The organism is Spirosoma radiotolerans (genome assembly GCF_000974425.1).
GTDB classification, from domain to species: domain Bacteria; phylum Bacteroidota; class Bacteroidia; order Cytophagales; family Spirosomataceae; genus Spirosoma; species Spirosoma radiotolerans.
The window spans coordinates 2,769,685-2,786,433 of sequence record NZ_CP010429.1 but is presented as its reverse complement, the minus strand read 5'-3'; the positions used below and the strand labels follow the sequence as shown (position 1 = coordinate 2,786,433).

Annotated in this window: 10 protein-coding genes; 5 read left to right on the top strand and 5 right to left on the bottom strand. The window is 49.0% G+C overall.

Going from position 1 to position 16,749, the window contains the following annotated elements:
* Positions 1 to 61 precede the first annotated feature (61 nt).
* Positions 62 to 3,145, bottom strand: a complete 3,084-nt coding sequence (locus tag SD10_RS11285; protein ID WP_046573890.1) for an amidohydrolase family protein — start codon at positions 3,143 to 3,145, stop codon at positions 62 to 64.
* 169 nt (positions 3,146 to 3,314) lie between these two features.
* Between SD10_RS11285 and SD10_RS11280 the strand changes: the two genes are divergently transcribed.
* The 4 genes from SD10_RS11280 to SD10_RS11265 all read left to right on the top strand — a co-directional run bounded on the left by SD10_RS11280 (position 3,315) and on the right by SD10_RS11265 (position 11,078).
* On the top strand, positions 3,315 to 4,061 hold the full coding sequence (locus SD10_RS11280) for a hypothetical protein (protein ID WP_046573889.1): 747 nt from the start codon (positions 3,315 to 3,317) through the stop codon (positions 4,059 to 4,061).
* 177 nt (positions 4,062 to 4,238) lie between these two features.
* Positions 4,239 to 5,483, top strand: coding sequence for a BamA/TamA family outer membrane protein (locus tag SD10_RS11275; protein ID WP_046573888.1), 1,245 nt, complete (start codon positions 4,239 to 4,241; stop codon positions 5,481 to 5,483).
* Positions 5,484 to 6,076: 593 nt separating this feature from the next.
* Positions 6,077 to 9,364 (top strand): SusC/RagA family TonB-linked outer membrane protein, encoded by a 3,288-nt coding sequence (locus SD10_RS11270; protein ID WP_046573887.1) that lies wholly within the window; start codon positions 6,077 to 6,079, stop codon positions 9,362 to 9,364.
* 19 nt (positions 9,365 to 9,383) lie between these two features.
* Complete coding sequence (locus SD10_RS11265; RefSeq protein WP_046573886.1) at positions 9,384 to 11,078, top strand: RagB/SusD family nutrient uptake outer membrane protein; 1,695 nt, start codon at positions 9,384 to 9,386, stop codon at positions 11,076 to 11,078.
* 93 nt (positions 11,079 to 11,171) lie between these two features.
* On the opposite strand, the gene SD10_RS29410 is transcribed toward SD10_RS11265, so the two are convergent.
* From SD10_RS29410 to SD10_RS11255, 3 genes are all read right to left on the bottom strand, one after another.
* Positions 11,172 to 11,333, bottom strand: a complete 162-nt coding sequence (locus SD10_RS29410) for a lmo0937 family membrane protein (protein WP_148562429.1) — start codon at positions 11,331 to 11,333, stop codon at positions 11,172 to 11,174.
* 137 nt (positions 11,334 to 11,470) lie between these two features.
* A complete protein-coding gene (locus SD10_RS11260) occupies positions 11,471 to 12,595 on the bottom strand; it encodes a Gfo/Idh/MocA family protein (protein ID WP_046573885.1) in 1,125 nt (374 codons plus the stop codon).
* Between the two features lie 88 nt (positions 12,596 to 12,683).
* Positions 12,684 to 14,171 (bottom strand): DEAD/DEAH box helicase, encoded by a 1,488-nt coding sequence (locus tag SD10_RS11255; RefSeq protein WP_052731339.1) that lies wholly within the window; start codon positions 14,169 to 14,171, stop codon positions 12,684 to 12,686.
* A gap of 365 nt (positions 14,172 to 14,536) precedes the next feature.
* Here SD10_RS11255 and SD10_RS11250 point away from each other — a divergent pair, with 365 nt between their 5' ends.
* A complete protein-coding gene (locus SD10_RS11250) occupies positions 14,537 to 15,649 on the top strand; it encodes an L-dopachrome tautomerase-related protein (RefSeq protein ID WP_046573884.1) in 1,113 nt (370 codons plus the stop codon).
* A gap of 264 nt (positions 15,650 to 15,913) precedes the next feature.
* Here SD10_RS11250 and aqpZ read toward each other — a convergent pair whose 3' ends face one another.
* Positions 15,914 to 16,624, bottom strand: a complete 711-nt coding sequence (gene aqpZ / locus SD10_RS11245; protein ID WP_046573883.1) for an aquaporin Z — start codon at positions 16,622 to 16,624, stop codon at positions 15,914 to 15,916.
* Between the last annotated feature and the right edge of the window lie 125 nt (positions 16,625 to 16,749).

Here is a 16,749-nt window from a genome sequence, read left to right as displayed (position 1 = left end):
GTGGTTGGCTGACGCGCCCTTAACTTATGCGTCAGCCAACCACAAACCACAAACCGGACACCTATTTCCCTTCTTGTCCCTCGGCCATAACGCCTTCAATGTCTTCGCAATGCCACATACGGGCGCGCTTTGGTTGGGGGCGTGTTGTCGATGCACCACCCGCTTTGGCAGTGAGCATCTTTTGAATCAGACGGGCGCGTTCGGCCTGCATCAGGTCACGCTTCTGGTCTTCATCTTTCAGACTAAAATAGATGGCTCCGTCGATGATCGTGTATTCAGGGCGGGCATAAATCGCCAGCGGGTTCGCATTCCACAACACCAGATCAGCGTCTTTTCCGGCCCGGATACTTCCGAGCTTACTCTCCAGATGTAGCAGTTTTGCCGGATTCAGGGTCACCATTTTCCAGGCATCCTCTTCGGTCATGCCGCCGTACTCGATGGTTTTGGCAGCTTCCTGGTTTAGGCGACGGGCCATTTCAGCATCATCGGAGTTGATGGATACCGTTACACCCTGCCGGTGCATCAGGGCCGCATTGTAGGGAATAGCATCGTGTACTTCCATTTTATACGCCCACCAGTCGGCGAAAGATGAACCGCCCGCGCCGTGTTTTGCCATTTTATCGGCCAGTTTGTAGCCTTCCAGAATGTGGGTAAAGGTGTTGACTTTGAACCCAAGCGAGTCGGCTACCTTCAGCAACATATTGATCTCCGACTGCACATAGGAGTGACAGGTAATGAAGCGCTTGTTAGCCAGAATTTCGGCCAGGGCATCGAGTTCAATATCCCGACGCGGGGCCGTTGCCGTTGCTTTTTCCTTTGCACTCAGCTTGTTGTAAGCCGCCCAACCTTTGGTGTATTCCTTGGCCCGGGTAAAGTGATCCACGAAAACCTGCTCCACACCCATCCGCGACTGCGGGAAACGGGTCAATACGTTCGGGTTGGGGTAGTTGGCTTGTTTTACGTTTTCGCCCAGGGCAAACTTGATGAAGCCATCAGCTCCTTTAATGAGCATGCCCTCCGGCGACTCACCCCACTTCAACTTGACAATGGCCGACTGTCCACCAATGGCATTGGCCGATCCGTGTAACAACTGCGAGGAAGTGACCCCCCCGGCCAACTGACGATAGATGTTGATATCGTCCGGGTTGATAACGTCCGACATCCGAACCTCCGCCGAACTCGATTGACCGCCTTCGTTGATTGACAGCAGGGCAATGTGCGAGTGTTCGTCAATGATGCCGTTGGTGAGGTGTTTGCCCGTACCGTCGATCACCCTGATATCCGCCGAAACAGGCAGACTCTTTCCAATCTTACTGATTTTACCGCCCGTTACTAGTACATCTGTATTCATTAAAACCCCATCTTTCTCGTTAGTCCAGACGGTTGCGTTGCGAATCAGCATGGTTTCAGTTTTCGGCTTCTGTGCATTGCCCATACCAACGAATGGATAAATCACCGTACCGACAGCGGTTCCCGACGCAACCGCCGAATTTGTCGCTGATGTAACCGACGTGGAAACGGCCGACGTGGACGCGGCCGACGTGGAAACGGGGGTATCGCCCGCACGAACCGCAGACCAGGTTATGGCTTTACCATCCGGTGTTTGTCCATCTCCTTTTATCGTAGTTGGCGACGTACGATAGCCCGTGAGCCGAGTTGTACCCGGCTTCTTTTTATCCTGTTGAACCTGAATCGAGATAAGGTCGCCCGACAAGGCTACTTTGGGGGTCAGTTTCAGGGTATCCGCGATAATCTGGTATTCGGGTTTGTCCGCTTTACCAGTGATGTTCAGTTTCAGGTTCGTTTGCGAGCCCACGGTCAAATTCCAGATACCGCGCAGATCAGCCGCATCTTTATTATTGACGATGTACTGTTTGCCCCGCATCCAGTTTTCATAAATGACATTATCGGCGCTAAACAGATTGCCGGATGTAATGATGAAGTTAGCGACATGGCCTTTTTTCAGGCTCCCAACTTGGTCATCGGCACGAATCAGCCGGGCCGGAACCGTCGTTAGCGCTTCAAGGGCTTTCTGTTCAGTAAGCCCATTTTCGATGGCTTTCCGCACATTGGCCCAAAAATCGGCTTTATTTTTCAGGCCTGCCGTGGTTAGCGCAAACGGAATATTGGCACCGGCCACCCGACCGGCATTCAGGGGCGCCATCTCCCAATGCTTCAGTTCGGCCAGCGATACGTTGTCAGCATCCCAGGCATCTTCAACGTCGTACGGTTGTGGGTAATTCAAAGGAATAATCAGTGAAGCACCCGTCGCTTTTACTTCGTCGAGCCGCTGGTATTCGTCCCCCGAGCTACGGATAATATACTGAACGCCAAACTCATCCCCGATTTTATCGGCCCGCAGGATACCCAGTTTGTCATTGGCTTCAAAAATGGCGGGTAAGCTCTGGTTCCGGCTCAGGGCTTCGAGCGACATGTTAGCCTGTTCTTTATGCCCTGCGCGTTTATACCAGTCGGCATCGTACAAGGCCTGACGCAGTAACGCCACAATGCCCATCATCGAGTTTGGGTACTGCTGCCCCGAACTGCCTTTGCTGAAAGAATAATGCGCGGTAGCATTCGGTTTAAGCACCAGCGTATTTTCACGATCATCAGCCAGGACCACGAGGGCTCCCGTGCCCCGCGCAATGCCATCGTGTGGGTGCGTTAACACCGCCCCAAATCCTAACTTCCGCAGTTCATCCGCTTTTTTGGTATCGGCTTTGAACAAGACGCTGGCATCGTTTTCGGGCTGTATGGCTTGGTTCCAGTAGTACGCTCCTTTCTTGTTCGACTCATACTGAGGAACCCCGCCCCGGCCGCCACCTGCCCCACGTGTAAGTTCGGGCATACCATAATCGGAATCAATATCGACCAGACCAGGGTAAATACGTTTGCCTTTTAAGTCTGTTACGACGGTTCCGGCTGGTACGCTAACGGCTGTGCCAACCGCTTCAATGCGCCCATCCCGAATGAGCAATGTTGCGTTTTGAAGTGTCGTTTGTGGGTCGACAATGATGGTAGCATTGGTGAAGGCATATAGCCCCGGACGCTCATCATACACACCATTTCGCGGAAACGTAGTCTGAGCCACAGAGGAATAAGCCAGACCAGCCGCCAACAGCGCTGTCAGGAAATGTTTTGTCATGAACTTGATGGATTGGTTGATGATTGGGATTAAGCCTCAAAAATACGGAATATAATGTGCCATACGGCCTTTTGCCCAAAGAATATTTTGCATTAACAAATCAATCAAATTGGTTATTTTTAGACCGAAATTTATCCAATTTCGTGAACGAAATCCTTGACCCTTCTCTATGCGTTTTCTCTTCCTTCTCGTCTGTAGTAGTGTCGTATCGAGCCTTGCCTTCTCGCAGGCCCAAACGGAGTACATGACGCAAACCACGCGCGACCGCATCAATTTCACAAACCTCAATATATCGAATAACCCTACCCTGTTTTCCATCAAAGGGCAAGCCGGACAATTAATTGGCAGTCCTTACCTCGATACCACCTGGCAGGCAGGTAACGTAAAATTTTACAATAAACTAGGTGTCTCGCTAACCGCCGACTCGCTGGCGGGTGTGCCGGTTCGTCTGGATTTATCGGCCAACGAAGTTGAGATTCGGGCGGGAGAAAAGAATATCAAAGCGGTAAAAGCGACAGCGGTCCGGTATGTGGATGTGAATAATTTATTCGGTACGGTTAGTCGTTATATAAATGTCCATGAATACCAGGGAGACGCTCAGGCACTCACTGGTTTTTTTGAGCAGTTGGCAATGGGTAAACTTGATCTGCTGTTACACCCCTCTGTCTACATCCGCCGGGCCAATTACAACGTTGCTTTAAACACAGGTACCAAGGATGATGAACTGATGAAAAAACAGGATTGGTATGTTGCCCGGGACAAACAGGCGACCAAGTTTTCACCAGGTAAAAAGGCCATTTTAGAATTAATGGCCGACAAAAAAGAGCAAATGGAGGCCTTTCTGAAAATGGAGAAGCCCGACCTTAAATCCAGAGTGGGGCTATTGGCCGTATTCTCTTTTTATAATAAATTATAAGCAAACAAGCTCGTTGACTCTCGGTTTACCCTTAGAAGTAGTTTTGAGTTAATTGCTTTGGCCTAAAAGCGCGTCTTACAACGTCAAGTTATTTATTACGTTTGCTTACTGAGTAAACCGCAAACGATCGTTTACCTGGTTGATATTCCGATTTATGCGTCATTTATGGCTTCATGTATGAAACTCATTTCCCGCTTGTATGTGAGTTTCCTGCTGGTAAGTGTATTGGCCATAAATGGTCTGGCGGCTAACAGGCTGTTGACTGACACAACGGCTATACTGACGGATAAACCTGTAATCAGGCAAACACCTCGTCAGCAGGATATTGCCGATCTGGTAAGCCGCTGGTTTCCAAGGCTGCCCATCACCCCACATGACTCATCGTCTTTACAGGAGGGTAAACGGTTCGTTCTGGTGATCCCCCAGATTGGCTATACACTGCAAACCCGCGCCCTGGCTGCAGTCCTGGTAAATACCCCTTTCCGGATGGCCAATGCCAATATGTCGTCCATAACCGGGCAACTTTCCTACACCCAGAACAACCAGATTATTTTCAACACCAACTCCTCGATCTGGAGTCCGGACAACCGCTATTTGTGGACAAACGACTGGCGACTCATGCATTATCCACAGGCAACGTATGGGCTGGGCATGTATACCTCCACCGACCGGGTTATCAATATGGATTATGCCTACTTCCGGTTTTACCAAAGTTTATTACGCCGGATAGCGCCTAATTTGTATGGTGGCCTGGGGTACCACCTGGACCTTCACTGGAACATCGATAGCTACAACAGCCGACGGGAAGTAACCCGCATTTCGCGGTATTCGAATGGCATCGAAGGTCGATCTGTCTCATCGGGTCCAATCGTCCAAGTCGTGTATGATAACCGGAAAAACGCAATTAATCCTTCCGGTGGCTTATACGTGAACGCTGCTTTTCGCGCTAACATAAGCGCATTGGGGAGTGATAATACTTATCAATCTGCTTTGATTGAAGCCCGCAAGTACGTCCACTTACCAGGTAAATCCGATAATATTTTGGCCTTCTGGTCCTATAATGCGCTCACGTTAAGTGGCGATCCACCGTTTTTAGACTTACCCAGCACGGGCTGGGACAATACCGGCAATGTAGGGCGGGGGTTCATTCAGGGACGGTTTCGGGGAAAAAACCTGCTGTATGCTGAAACCGAATATCGGTTTCACCTCACGGCCGACCGGTTGTTGGGCGGAGTTGTTTTTGCCAATGCTCAGACCGTTACGGAACAAACCAGCGGAAAATTTGAAAAAGTCGTTCCCGCCATCGGGACCGGCCTACGAATAAAAATGAACAAGGTGTCTCGCACCAATCTATCCATCGATTATGGGTTCGGCTTCGACGGGTCCAAAGGATTGTTTTTTAACCTCGGCGAAGTTTTCTGAAGTAACGTCAGGGAAGCGTCTCTACAAAATCCCGGTATCACGCTACTTTCTAGGCTTGAGCTTAGGTCAATAACCGCCAAATCGCCTGGACTACCCGCTCGTGAGGTCCGTTTTCTACGGTATATTCTCCGATTACCACCCTTACTAATTCATCAATTTATTAGAAAGTCTATTATGACATGTACCTCGCATTTATATGGCGATATCTATGTTTTTAACCTCAATAGTTCTGAATTCAGAAAAAAATAGAAAAAAATTTATTGTTCGGCGCAACAAGTACATCTATCGAACTATATATATTACTAGCAACGAAATGACCAGTAATATTACTCATTCAATACTACTCAATTCTTAACTTATTATTCTGAAATATACTCACCTGCTACATAATTTTAAATTCTAATTAAAAAAAGGTTAATAAAAAGAGCCGAAATAAAATATAAATTTTTTGTTCCAGAATATTATCCTGCTATCATAAATAATCTCAGAATAAGCATTCGGTATTACGACTATACCCAAATTATTTTTTATTATTTTATCATTGCGTAGATTTATAGAATTCGCATTACTTCAAACCTAACAAACACATCCTTATGAGAAAATTTATATGCCTGAGCATGCTGTTCATATGCGCACTCAGCATGACTGCCTGGGCGCAGGATCGGCGGATTATTGGAAAAGTTACATCCGCTGAGGATGGGTCGCCCTTGCCGGGCGTTTCCGTGGTTATAAAAGGAACAACGAAAGGCACCAGCACCGATGCGGGTGGTATTTTTGACATCTCCGTTCCGTCAACGAAAGGAACCGTATTAGTATTTAGTTTTGTGGGCGTCGCCACGCAGGAAATTCCTATCGGGAACCAGTCGGAGGTCAACGTTAGCATGGTTTCCGATTCACGTTTATTGACTGAGGTCGTCGTAACGGGGAGCGGGGTGGCTACCAGCAAAGCGAAACTAGGGATTTCGGTCGAGAGCGTTTCGGGTAAAAACCTGCCTCAAACCCCTACAGCCTCCATCGACCAGGCCTTGATTGGCAAAATACCGGGTGCTCAGATCTCATCCGTCAGTGGTAACCCCGGCGATCCCGTAAACATCCTGCTTCGCGGCATCAACACGGTACAGGGCGGCACCAAACCCCTCATCATGGTAGATGGTGTACAGGTGGCCGCAACGGACATCAACTCCCTTGACCTAAGCAATGTAGACAGAATTGAAGTTGTACAGGGGGCCGCTTCTGCCTCTATCTACGGTGCTCAGGGCGCCAATGGCGTTATTCAGGTATTTACAAAAAAGGGTAAAAAAGGCAGTATAGCCGTTAATTTCTCTACGAGTTATTCGTCCAATCAATTTCTGAATACCGGAAATGTCCACAAAGCAGAGTTGCATCCTTATCTGACCGATGCCAACAACAACATTGTTGACAGCAAGGGAAATATACTCTCCATTAATGATGTTGGGTCAATTTCAGGTATATCCTACCAGTATGGTGGTGCCACACGCTATGCCATCCAGGATATCCGGAACGATGCCAATAAGCCGTATAGTGGTAATCTGAAATACTACGATCATTTTAAGCAAGTATTCCAGACCGGTACGACGGTCAACAATGCCGTCAACATCTCCGGAGCTTCTGAAAAAAGTGATTTTAACATATCGGTTGCCAATAACCATAACGTGACGCCGATTTTGAAAAACGGGTATATCGATCGGAGCAACCTGTCAGCCAACTTCGGTACCGAACTATTTAAAGGGTTTACCATTCGGTCTACGACTCAACTCGTATATACGAAAAACACCCTAAAGCCAGGCTTAGGAGCCGCTGGCGGGTTCTATTATGGACAAGGCAATTCGTTAGGAAATATTGGCTCTGTCTATGGTTTTCTAAACACGTCTCCTTTCTTTGACCTAACGGCAAAGCTGCCCGACGGTACATACCCCCGTATCCAGTATGCTGACTTTTTGAGCGTTAACGCCAGTAACCCGTATTACAATCTGCAGTACACCGACGGTTTGGATAACAAGGTCGACGTAATTCAGAATTTCAATGCGAATTATAAGGTCAACAAATTTGTGGAACTGGATGCCAAATACGGCATCAATTACCGGAACGAAAATGCCAGGTGGACGTACTATAACCAGTCACAGAACGTAAACTCCAACTTCTACGAAACGTTCTCTACCACATTCAATCCCTACACGGGAAACAACTTTGCGCCGAATAACAATGGCGAAATAGACAACTGGCAGTATAACACAACGTTCCAGAATTTTCTGGCGACGGCTTATATACGGACTGACTTTCAGGATGACTTTCATATCAAACTTCCTATACAGACCAGTACGCAAATCTCGTTCGATTACCGGAAGAACAAATACACCGAATACGATACGTATGGCTTAGGGGTGGGCCTGGCTCCTCCGTTCAATATCTCCTCGACATCATCGCAAGCCGTAGCCCTCGATTATGTTCGCCCGTTTGTTACGTATGGCTATTTAGTTAACCAGAAAGTTGATTTTGGTGACTATGGCGGTATTACTGCCGGTTTCCGGACCGACTGGTCGTCTGCGTTCGGCGCGGGTTCGACGCCGTTCACCTTCCCACACTTCGATGGACATATTGCGCCCCTAACTTTCTTCAAGAACAGTAGCCTGTCTAATGCCCTACCCTACTTCAAACTGCGGGCAGCCTACGGCGAAGCGGGGATCCAGCCCGGTGCGTTCGACCGGTATCCTGTTTTAAACCAGCAGAATCTGGGGTCAGGCTTAGCGTATTCAATCCCAACCACCAGCAACAATCCAAACTTGCAGGTGGAGGTGTCCAAAGAATTTGAGGTTGGTACTGACTTCACTATTGGTGGAAATTCGAATCGTACGTGGTTGAACTCGGTTTCCGGGTCGTTTACGTACTGGAAACGCAAGAGTGAAAACGTAATTTATACGGTCAGCGTACCCCCATCGCTTGGGTCAACCGGCCAGTTGACCAACGCCATCAATATGTCGTCGAATGGGGTTCAGTTCTCGTTGACGTTGCCCGTTTACAGCACCAAAAATCTGAAGTGGGATTTCACGACGAACTTTGGGCACCAGCTCTCAAAAATTGATGCAATCTCAGGAGGAGCCGACATTATTTTATTATCGAACGCAGGTAGTACAGCCCTGGTGTTAACGCCCGGACAGCCAATTGGACAACTTTATGGGTATAAGGCCCTGACGAGTCTGGACTATTTGCGGCAGGATGGCAAAACACCGTATATAACGGAGGCCAACCGTGGCAACTACACCATCGTCGATGGGCGTGTCGTGGATAAATCAACCTACCAGATTCAGTTCACGGATGAAACCTATCCGTTAGCGAACCCAAACCCGAAGTTTAACGCGTCATTCATCAACGGCTTTACGTTTAAAGACTTCCTGACGTTTAATTTCCAGTTTGACTGGGTGTATGGCAGTCACTTATACAACCAGACAAAAGAGTGGATGTACCGCGATGGCATCAGTGGCGATTTCAGCAAGCAGGTGACCATTGATGGCAAAACCGGAGCATTCCCCGCTTACTGGTCCAGCGCATATTATAACCTGTGGGGCAGCTTACGGGGGGCGGGCAACAACGCTACCAAAGATTTCTTCCTGGAAGATGCTTCGTTTGTTCGGCTACGCAATATTTCGCTCGCTTTCGATGTCGCCAAAGTTGTCAAAATACCGTATGTCAACAAATGCCAGTTAGTGTTTACCGGCCGCAATCTTCTGACTTTCACGAAGTATACCGGCTATGATCCTGAAATCAGTTCCGGTTCGTCTAACTCGTCCTTTGACCGGGGAGTAGACCACAGCACGTTGCCGAATACAAAGTCGTATCAGGTTGGATTGAACATCGGGTTTTAATTTTTAATTGTCACAGAACATGAGATTTCTACATAACTATAAATTTCTTTCTACCCTCGGTTTAACGGTTATCTTATTGGGAGCGGTTTCCTGCAAGGAACAACTGGATGTTGGCAACCCCAACGCGCCCACCGTAACAGCCAATGTCAATACAGAAGCCGGCCTGATCAACTTCGCGCAGGGGGCTGTCTACGTGAATGGCTTTGCAAACGGCGATAGCTGGTTGGGTGACAGCTACTTTTCGTTGCCCTGGGGCTACAGCGAACTTATGGGCGATATGGTAGGCGCTGATGCCTCGAACAATCAGGTTACCACCATTGGACAACCGGATTACATTATCCTGGACGATGGTACCAAGGAAGTCAATACATCACCTCAGGTCAGCATTATCAGAGCATACAACAGCCGGGCTGCTACCGGAGCCGGTAACAACCCCTTGTATTATCAATGGTTAAACATGTATGCCCTTAACAATGGCTGCAACACGGCACTAAGCCTCATCGATGGTATTAAATTATCGGGCGATGCTACCTCAAGAGCCAATACCATAAGAGCCTGGTGCTACTGGTGGAAAGGTTATGCCTATGCATCCATTGGGTCTATGTATTATTCGGGGCTTATTAATGACAAGGCAGGCAGCACGAATAGCGACTATGTCCTGCATGATAAAATCATTGCCCAGTCGAATACCTATTTCAACATGGCGGCTACTACGTTGGGAGCTATCACCAGCGCGACAGACTACCAGACAGTTATGACTCAGCTAATCCCAGCGTTTAACCGAGTGGGGCATGGAGGAACGGCTACGGATGCCCTGACGATAGACATGTGGAAACGGAACATCAACACCATGCTGGCCCGTAATATCCTGGTCAATAAACTGGCTCCTTTTGTAAATGGTAACCCGAATGCGACCATAAGCAAGTCGTCGACCACGGCGATGACTGCCGCTGACTGGAACAGTGTGCTGACACTCGCAACAAACGGAGTAAAGCAGTCAGATTATGTATTTACGGGAAGAACTCCGCCCTCTAATCCATTCTTCACCGCCACCGGAGGAACGGTTGCTGCGTTGACAACGGGCGTCAACAGTGGCACCACGTTCAAAATCAGCGAACGGTTTATTCAGAATTTTAACCCAGGCGACAAGCGGTTTACGAACAATTTCAACACGGCAAACACGTATAAAAACAATTATATCTACACGACGCGGTATAACATAATTGATGGTGGCGCTGGGGAAGCTGGCGTGTACGTGTATGGAACGAAGACGGTAGGTGCTTACGAACTCTACATTGCGAGCAGCTATGAAGAGAACGCCCTGATCCTGGCCGAAGCAAACATGCGTCTGAATAACATAGAAGCGGGATTGGCCCTTGTCGACGCAGTACGGGCATACCAGGGAGCCGGAGTGGCGGCTGTTGCCGGTACAGGTCTGACGCTGTCAAAAGCGCTGACCGAATTGACTAAAGAAAGACGGGTATCCCTATTCGGCAGAGGCTTAGCCTACTACGACAGTCGGCGGTGGGGCTGGACATATGACATTGCTACTGGTGGTGGAAGCTATGGCAATACGGTGGTGACATCGGCCGGCGTAGTCAACAAGAATGTGACCATCAACTACAACTTCATGGATTACTGGGATGTACCAGCCGATGAAGCGGTATTAAACCCATCTACATCGGGGGTCGCCACGAAAAATCCGAATTATTAAGCCCGTTACCGGCACTTTTTAGGTGAAGGTTTCAAAACGAAAAGCCAGCTCATGACGAGCTGGCTTTTTTTCCAGGCTACTGGCTCTAATGCCTTACACGCTTCTACCCTGAATCAACCGGAGTACGATCATGATGACCGCGATTACCAAAAGAACATGGATAATGCCACCCAGGCCAAAACTGTTGAAACCTAAAAAGCCGAGTAGCCAGATGATAATGAGAATAACAGCAATGGTATACAGGAGATTGCCCATGATTTTTCTTGTTAAAAGGTTCAATTAGATGGTTTTACACTACTAACTACCCCTATACCAATATGTTTTTCATGTAACTTCTGTACACTTAATAATACACTTCCCCTTTATTAGGGCACAGCAATGCAATAAAATAACTATTTCGGATCCAATAGTGACAAATCGCCCCTATTTAGCTGGATTTTGCGTCCCGTTTCGGCCGCTTGAAGAATGGCACCAATCAGTTTCATTTCTTTCCAGCCTTCCTCACCCGATGCTTCGGGTTTAGTTTTTGATTGAACGGCCCCGACAAACGCGTCCATTTGAGCAATTTGCTGGTAATGGGGCGACGGGATCTCCATGACTCCGCGGCTGGTCAGTCCCTGGGCACCGGTGGCATTAAACGAGGGTTCGAGCTTGAACCAGCCGCGTTCGCAGGTGGCGTACAGCCGGTCTACATACGACGAATAAGTGGTGCTACAATGCGCCACCGTTCCACCCGGAAACTCAAATTGCCAGAAGACCGTCTCGTAAATATCCTTGAAATGCTCCTTGTCGAACGTAAATGCCTGCGCTGTCACACTGATTGGATCAAGATTCAGGGTTCGGCGGGCGCCCTGAATGGCATAGATGCCCAAGTCCATGATGGCCCCTCCCCCACCAATCTTTTTATCCAGTCGCCAGGAGTTCGGCCCAGGCATGGTAAACCCCAGCCCCGATTCAATCACTTTCACATGACCAAAGGTTTTTTCAGCAGCGAGCCGACGCATTTCAAGGTGGTGTGGTTCAAAATAAAGCCGATACCCAACAGACAGTTGCACCCCTGCTTTTTCGCAGGCAGTAATCATCTGCCGGGCTTCCTCCGCATTCATGGCCATCGGCTTTTCGCAGATGACATGTTTGCCCGCCTGTGCCGCCCGTATCGTGTATTCAGCATGAAGGAAGTTCGGTAAAACGACATAAACGATGTCGATATCTGGGTTATTCCGAATCTGGTCGAAGGTTTGGTAAGTATAAATGTTTTTGGGCGCGATGTTGTATTTCTCCGCCCAGGTTTTGGCTTTGTCAGGCGAGCCCGTCACGATGCCAGCAAGGTAGCAATTCTGGGTTTCCAGTAGTGCCGGAGCCAGTTGATTCGTTGCGTAGTTGCCCAGGCCCACCAGCGCAATGCCCAGTTTCTTTGCCTTCGGTTGTTGCTCGGCCAACAACGAGGCCGGTTGCGTCAAGAGACCGCCAACGGCCATGGAAAGCGTTTGTAAAGACCTTCGGCGGGAAATAATCATGGGCGGGAGTAGCGTTTCTGGTTAACCTGACAAAAGGTAACAAAAAAATAGCAGGAAGTAAATCTCCCTGCTACGCACTCGTTATTCTTTATTTGCTTTCACTAACTGGTTCATGAGTGGTCTTTTGCCTCATCTGGCCGGTACCATCGCCTGTTGGCCGACCTTCCTCTTTCGGCCCGCGCCGGCGTTTTTTCCGGCGCTTGGGCTTGTCGGACCCTTGCCCTTCCGCATTTACCGGCCGAGATTTTGCGTCAGACGACTCCTTAACCGGTCTTGCCGGTAAATCAGCGACACTTTCCGAACGGGGTTGGCCTTCATTTCGGCCCGCACCACTCCGATTGTCTTCACGGCGACCATTTCCAGAACGGCCCTCTCCGGGGCGGCCCTCTCCAGGGCGGCCCTCCCGGCGTTTTTTGTTATCACGTCCGCTCCGGCCCGCGCCCCCTTTTCCACGAAGTCCGCTGAATCGTTTGGGGTCAAACACGGGCGATTTGCCCATTCCTAACTCTTCGGTGATTGACTGCTTATCAACTTCGCGCTCGATGAGTTTCTCAATGTTGACAATTCGGTTCTGGTCCTGATCACTGATGAACGTAATAGCCGTTCCGGTCGTGGCAGCGCGTGCCGTACGGCCAATCCGGTGTACATAATCCTCCGCGTCACGCGGGATGTCGTAGTTCACCACATGTGTCAGGTTGTCAATATCGATACCGCGCGATAGCACATCGGTAGCGACCAAAATCGGGAATACTTTATTTTTGAAATCGCGCAGAACAACCTCCCGGTCATCCTGTTCCAGATCCGAACTAATGCCCCGCGAGTCGTAACCCAGTTTGCTCAACGCCCGCACAATGCTGTTCACTTCCATCTTACGCGACGTAAACAGAACCATGCTCTGAACGGGCTTCGTGCTGTTCTGGATCAGATGGGCCAGTAAGGGTAATTTCTGATTATCGAACGCCAGATAAAACTGCTGATCAATACCAGCCGCTGGCTTGGATACGGCCAGTCTGATTTCTTCAGGATCCGTCAGTATTTTCTTCGAGAATTCCCGAATCTTATTAGGCATGGTGGCCGAGAACAGAAGCGTCTGACGCTTGGCGGGAATTTTCTCTACGATATTCATGATATCATCAGAGAAACCCATGTCGAGCATTTTGTCGGCTTCATCCAGCACCAGGTAATCAATTTTGTCGAACTTGACGTAGCCCAGCTGCATGTGAGCAATCAGTCGACCGGGCGTAGCAATGATAATATCGGCTCCTGTTTCGAGGGCTTTGCGCTGCTTGTCCCAGTCATCGCCCTTGCCGCCACCATAAATGGCAATGCTATTGGCCTGCACAAAATACCCAAAACCTTCTACCTGCTCGTCGATCTGTTTGGCCAGCTCGCGGGTAGGCACCAGAATAAGCGTGCTGGTATGATCGTGGTCGGTATGAGAGATTCGGTCGAGGAGCGGGATAAGGTAGGCCGCCGTTTTACCGGTGCCTGTCTGCGCACTGGCGATCAGGTCGCGCCCTTCAAGGATCTTTGGAATAGCCATCTCCTGAATAGGGGTGGCCTTTAAGTAATTCATGGCGTCCACGCCGGCCAGCAGGTCGTCGTGAAGATTAAATTCCTGAAATGTCAAGGTAACAGCTAGTGAAGGTGAAAAACCGCTGACCTTAACGTCCGGGCCAGCAAACCGCTTGATTTGAAACAAATATAACGAAAAAGGAACAAAAAAACCACCTCATTGCGGCCAATCCTTCTTGTCGGTTACGAATAAATTCGTTGCGGTGTCAGGCTATTCACGATGCCTGTCTCCTATAGCACCGAGCATACAATCGAATCGACCGATGCAACTGATCACACAGCCATACATTGCCTACAACGCTATTTTGAAACCTTCATTCAGATTGGTCGTTACATTTCTATACACCACCAGACTAAGGCCAAGGCATGAAATACACGCTTTTACTTTCCCTTTTTCTCTTGAATCCGTTCGTGAGTGATGCGCAATCGAGTCAGTCGCCCCAGTTGGAAACCGTCGCTCAATTTGGCAAACACCAGCCCATTGGTTTGGGTGTTTCCCAGCCAACGCCCAGCAGCGCGGCCCGCATTTTCGTAACGTTTCCCAAAAATCCTGACAATTACGATTATGGCCTGGCTGAAATCAGTACCCAGGCCGCAGGTGTGGACCAACGACGCCCTTACCCAAATGCGGAATGGAATAAGTGGGATTCGTTGAATCCGCAAAACCGGTTCATTAATGTACAGGCTTTATTTGTTGACAACACGAATGCGTTATGGGTACTCGATCCCGCCAGCCCCGCCGGTCAACGCGCCCTCCCCGAAGGCATTAAGCTACTCAAAATCAACCTGTCAACTAATCAGGTGGAGAAAATCTACCGCTTCGAGGACTTGCCCCGTGAGCGCACCGGCCTCAACGATGTTCAAATTGACACCCGTCGTCAAATGGCGTATTTATCCGACCCCGGTCGGGCGGCTATCGTGGTGCTTGATTTGAAAACGGGTAAAAGTCGAACGGTTCTCGAAAACGATAAGTCAACCAAAGCGGACCCGGCTTTTGTGCTCACCATAGAGGGCAAGGAGGTGCGCGATACGAAGGGCAATCCATTTCGAAGCAATGTGAATGGCATTGCCCTTACGCACGATTTTAATTTCCTATATTTTCGGCCCATCACCCAAACGAAGCTCTTTCGCATTGCAACGAACTACCTGGTTGACCCAACTTTAACCCCCGCTCAACTCGCATCCCATGTGGAAGTCATGGGCGAAACCGGAGTTTCTCACGGCATGATTGCTGACAAAGCGGGCAACGTTTACCTAACGGATTCGCCCAACAAAGCGATTAAATACGTTACGCCAGATAAACAGTTGAAAACCTTAGTGCAGGATGATCGTTTGCTCTGGCCCGACAGTTTTGGTATCAGCGCGGATGGGTATCTGTATGTGACGGCCGCTCAAATTCAACGAACCAAACGGTACAATAATGGGGAAGATAAGGTGGCCTATCCATTTCGTCTGTATCGGGTAAAACTGCCGAAATGAGCTGTTCTGAGTGTGCCAGCCATCATGTATTAAACTGCCATAGTAGCCAGCAAGTGGATAAGCACCAGTTTATGGGAATCATGGCCGCTTAACGGTCTACGGTTTGTAGCAAGCATTCGTGGTGGTCTCAACTGGCGTGCCACAGGTACGCAACCCATTAATCTGGTTGCGTACCTGTGGCACACGGTCGGGTAAACAGATACGTTTACTACAAATATGTCGTACCTGCGGCACTGGATGGTCTAAAAATCAGACACGGCACCCTTATTTATTAACCCGTACGGCGCTTTCAAATACACCTTTCCAGGTTAAGGCGGCCAGAATTCCGCCAACCGTTGGCGCTACCAGGAATAACCATAACTGCTGCAATGCTTTGCCACTGGCGAAGATAGCCGGTCCAAAACTACGTGCCGGATTGACCGATGTTCCCGTGATTGGAATGGCAACCAGATGAATGAGTACCAGCGTCAGGCCAATGGCCAGGCCAGCCATCGTACTGTTTCCCCATTTAGACGTCGTGTGGAAAATAACTAATAAGAAGAGAAACGTCATGATGGTCTCCGTTAAAAAAGCAGATGTGGTATTGTAGTTGCCCAGATAGCCTTGTCCCCAGCCATTGGCCCCTAATGCCCATTCGCCCATGACAAATGTTGGAGACCCACTTTGGATAAGATACAATACGGAGGAAGCCAGCGTAGCGCCCACAAATTGAGCAATGATATAACCGACGGCATCGTCCGTTTTTATTTTGCCAGCGACCAACATAGAAATAGTTATTGCCGGATTGATATGACAACCCGAAATAGGCCCAATGGCATAAGCCATCACAACGACTGCCAGGCCAAATGCGAAAGAAATTCCGGCCAGCCCAATGCCAGCCGGTCCTGTCGATGAAATCCCTGATACAACAGCGGCTCCGCAGCCCAGGAATACGAGAGAAAAGGTGCCGATTAATTCAGCCAAATACTTTTTCATGCAGTTACAAGTAGCAAGTTAAGTTCGATCTCAACTTAACGTCTTGGACGAAAGAAGCGCCTGAGGTAACATACTTCGCAATAATACATACTACATTAAATCTCGCTATCGAATAAAACCTGAAC

Excerpts from the sequence above, each read along its gene's own strand:
- SD10_RS11260 (WP_046573885.1), bottom strand. The coding sequence starts at position 12,595 with ATGATTATTTCCCGCCGAAGGTCTTTACAAACGCTTTCCATGGCCGTT.
- SD10_RS29410 (WP_148562429.1), bottom strand. The coding sequence starts at position 11,333 with ATGGGCAATCTCCTGTATACCATTGCTGTTATTCTCATTATCATCTGG.
- SD10_RS11270 (WP_046573887.1), top strand. The coding sequence starts at position 6,077 with ATGAGAAAATTTATATGCCTGAGCATGCTGTTCATATGCGCACTCAGC.
- aqpZ (WP_046573883.1), bottom strand. The coding sequence starts at position 16,624 with ATGAAAAAGTATTTGGCTGAATTAATCGGCACCTTTTCTCTCGTATTC.
- SD10_RS11265 (WP_046573886.1), top strand. The coding sequence starts at position 9,384 with ATGAGATTTCTACATAACTATAAATTTCTTTCTACCCTCGGTTTAACG.
- SD10_RS11250 (WP_046573884.1), top strand. The coding sequence starts at position 14,537 with ATGAAATACACGCTTTTACTTTCCCTTTTTCTCTTGAATCCGTTCGTG.
- SD10_RS11285 (WP_046573890.1), bottom strand. The coding sequence starts at position 3,145 with ATGACAAAACATTTCCTGACAGCGCTGTTGGCGGCTGGTCTGGCTTAT.
- SD10_RS11275 (WP_046573888.1), top strand. The coding sequence starts at position 4,239 with ATGAAACTCATTTCCCGCTTGTATGTGAGTTTCCTGCTGGTAAGTGTA.
- SD10_RS11280 (WP_046573889.1), top strand. The coding sequence starts at position 3,315 with ATGCGTTTTCTCTTCCTTCTCGTCTGTAGTAGTGTCGTATCGAGCCTT.
- SD10_RS11255 (WP_052731339.1), bottom strand. The coding sequence starts at position 14,171 with ATGAATTACTTAAAGGCCACCCCTATTCAGGAGATGGCTATTCCAAAG.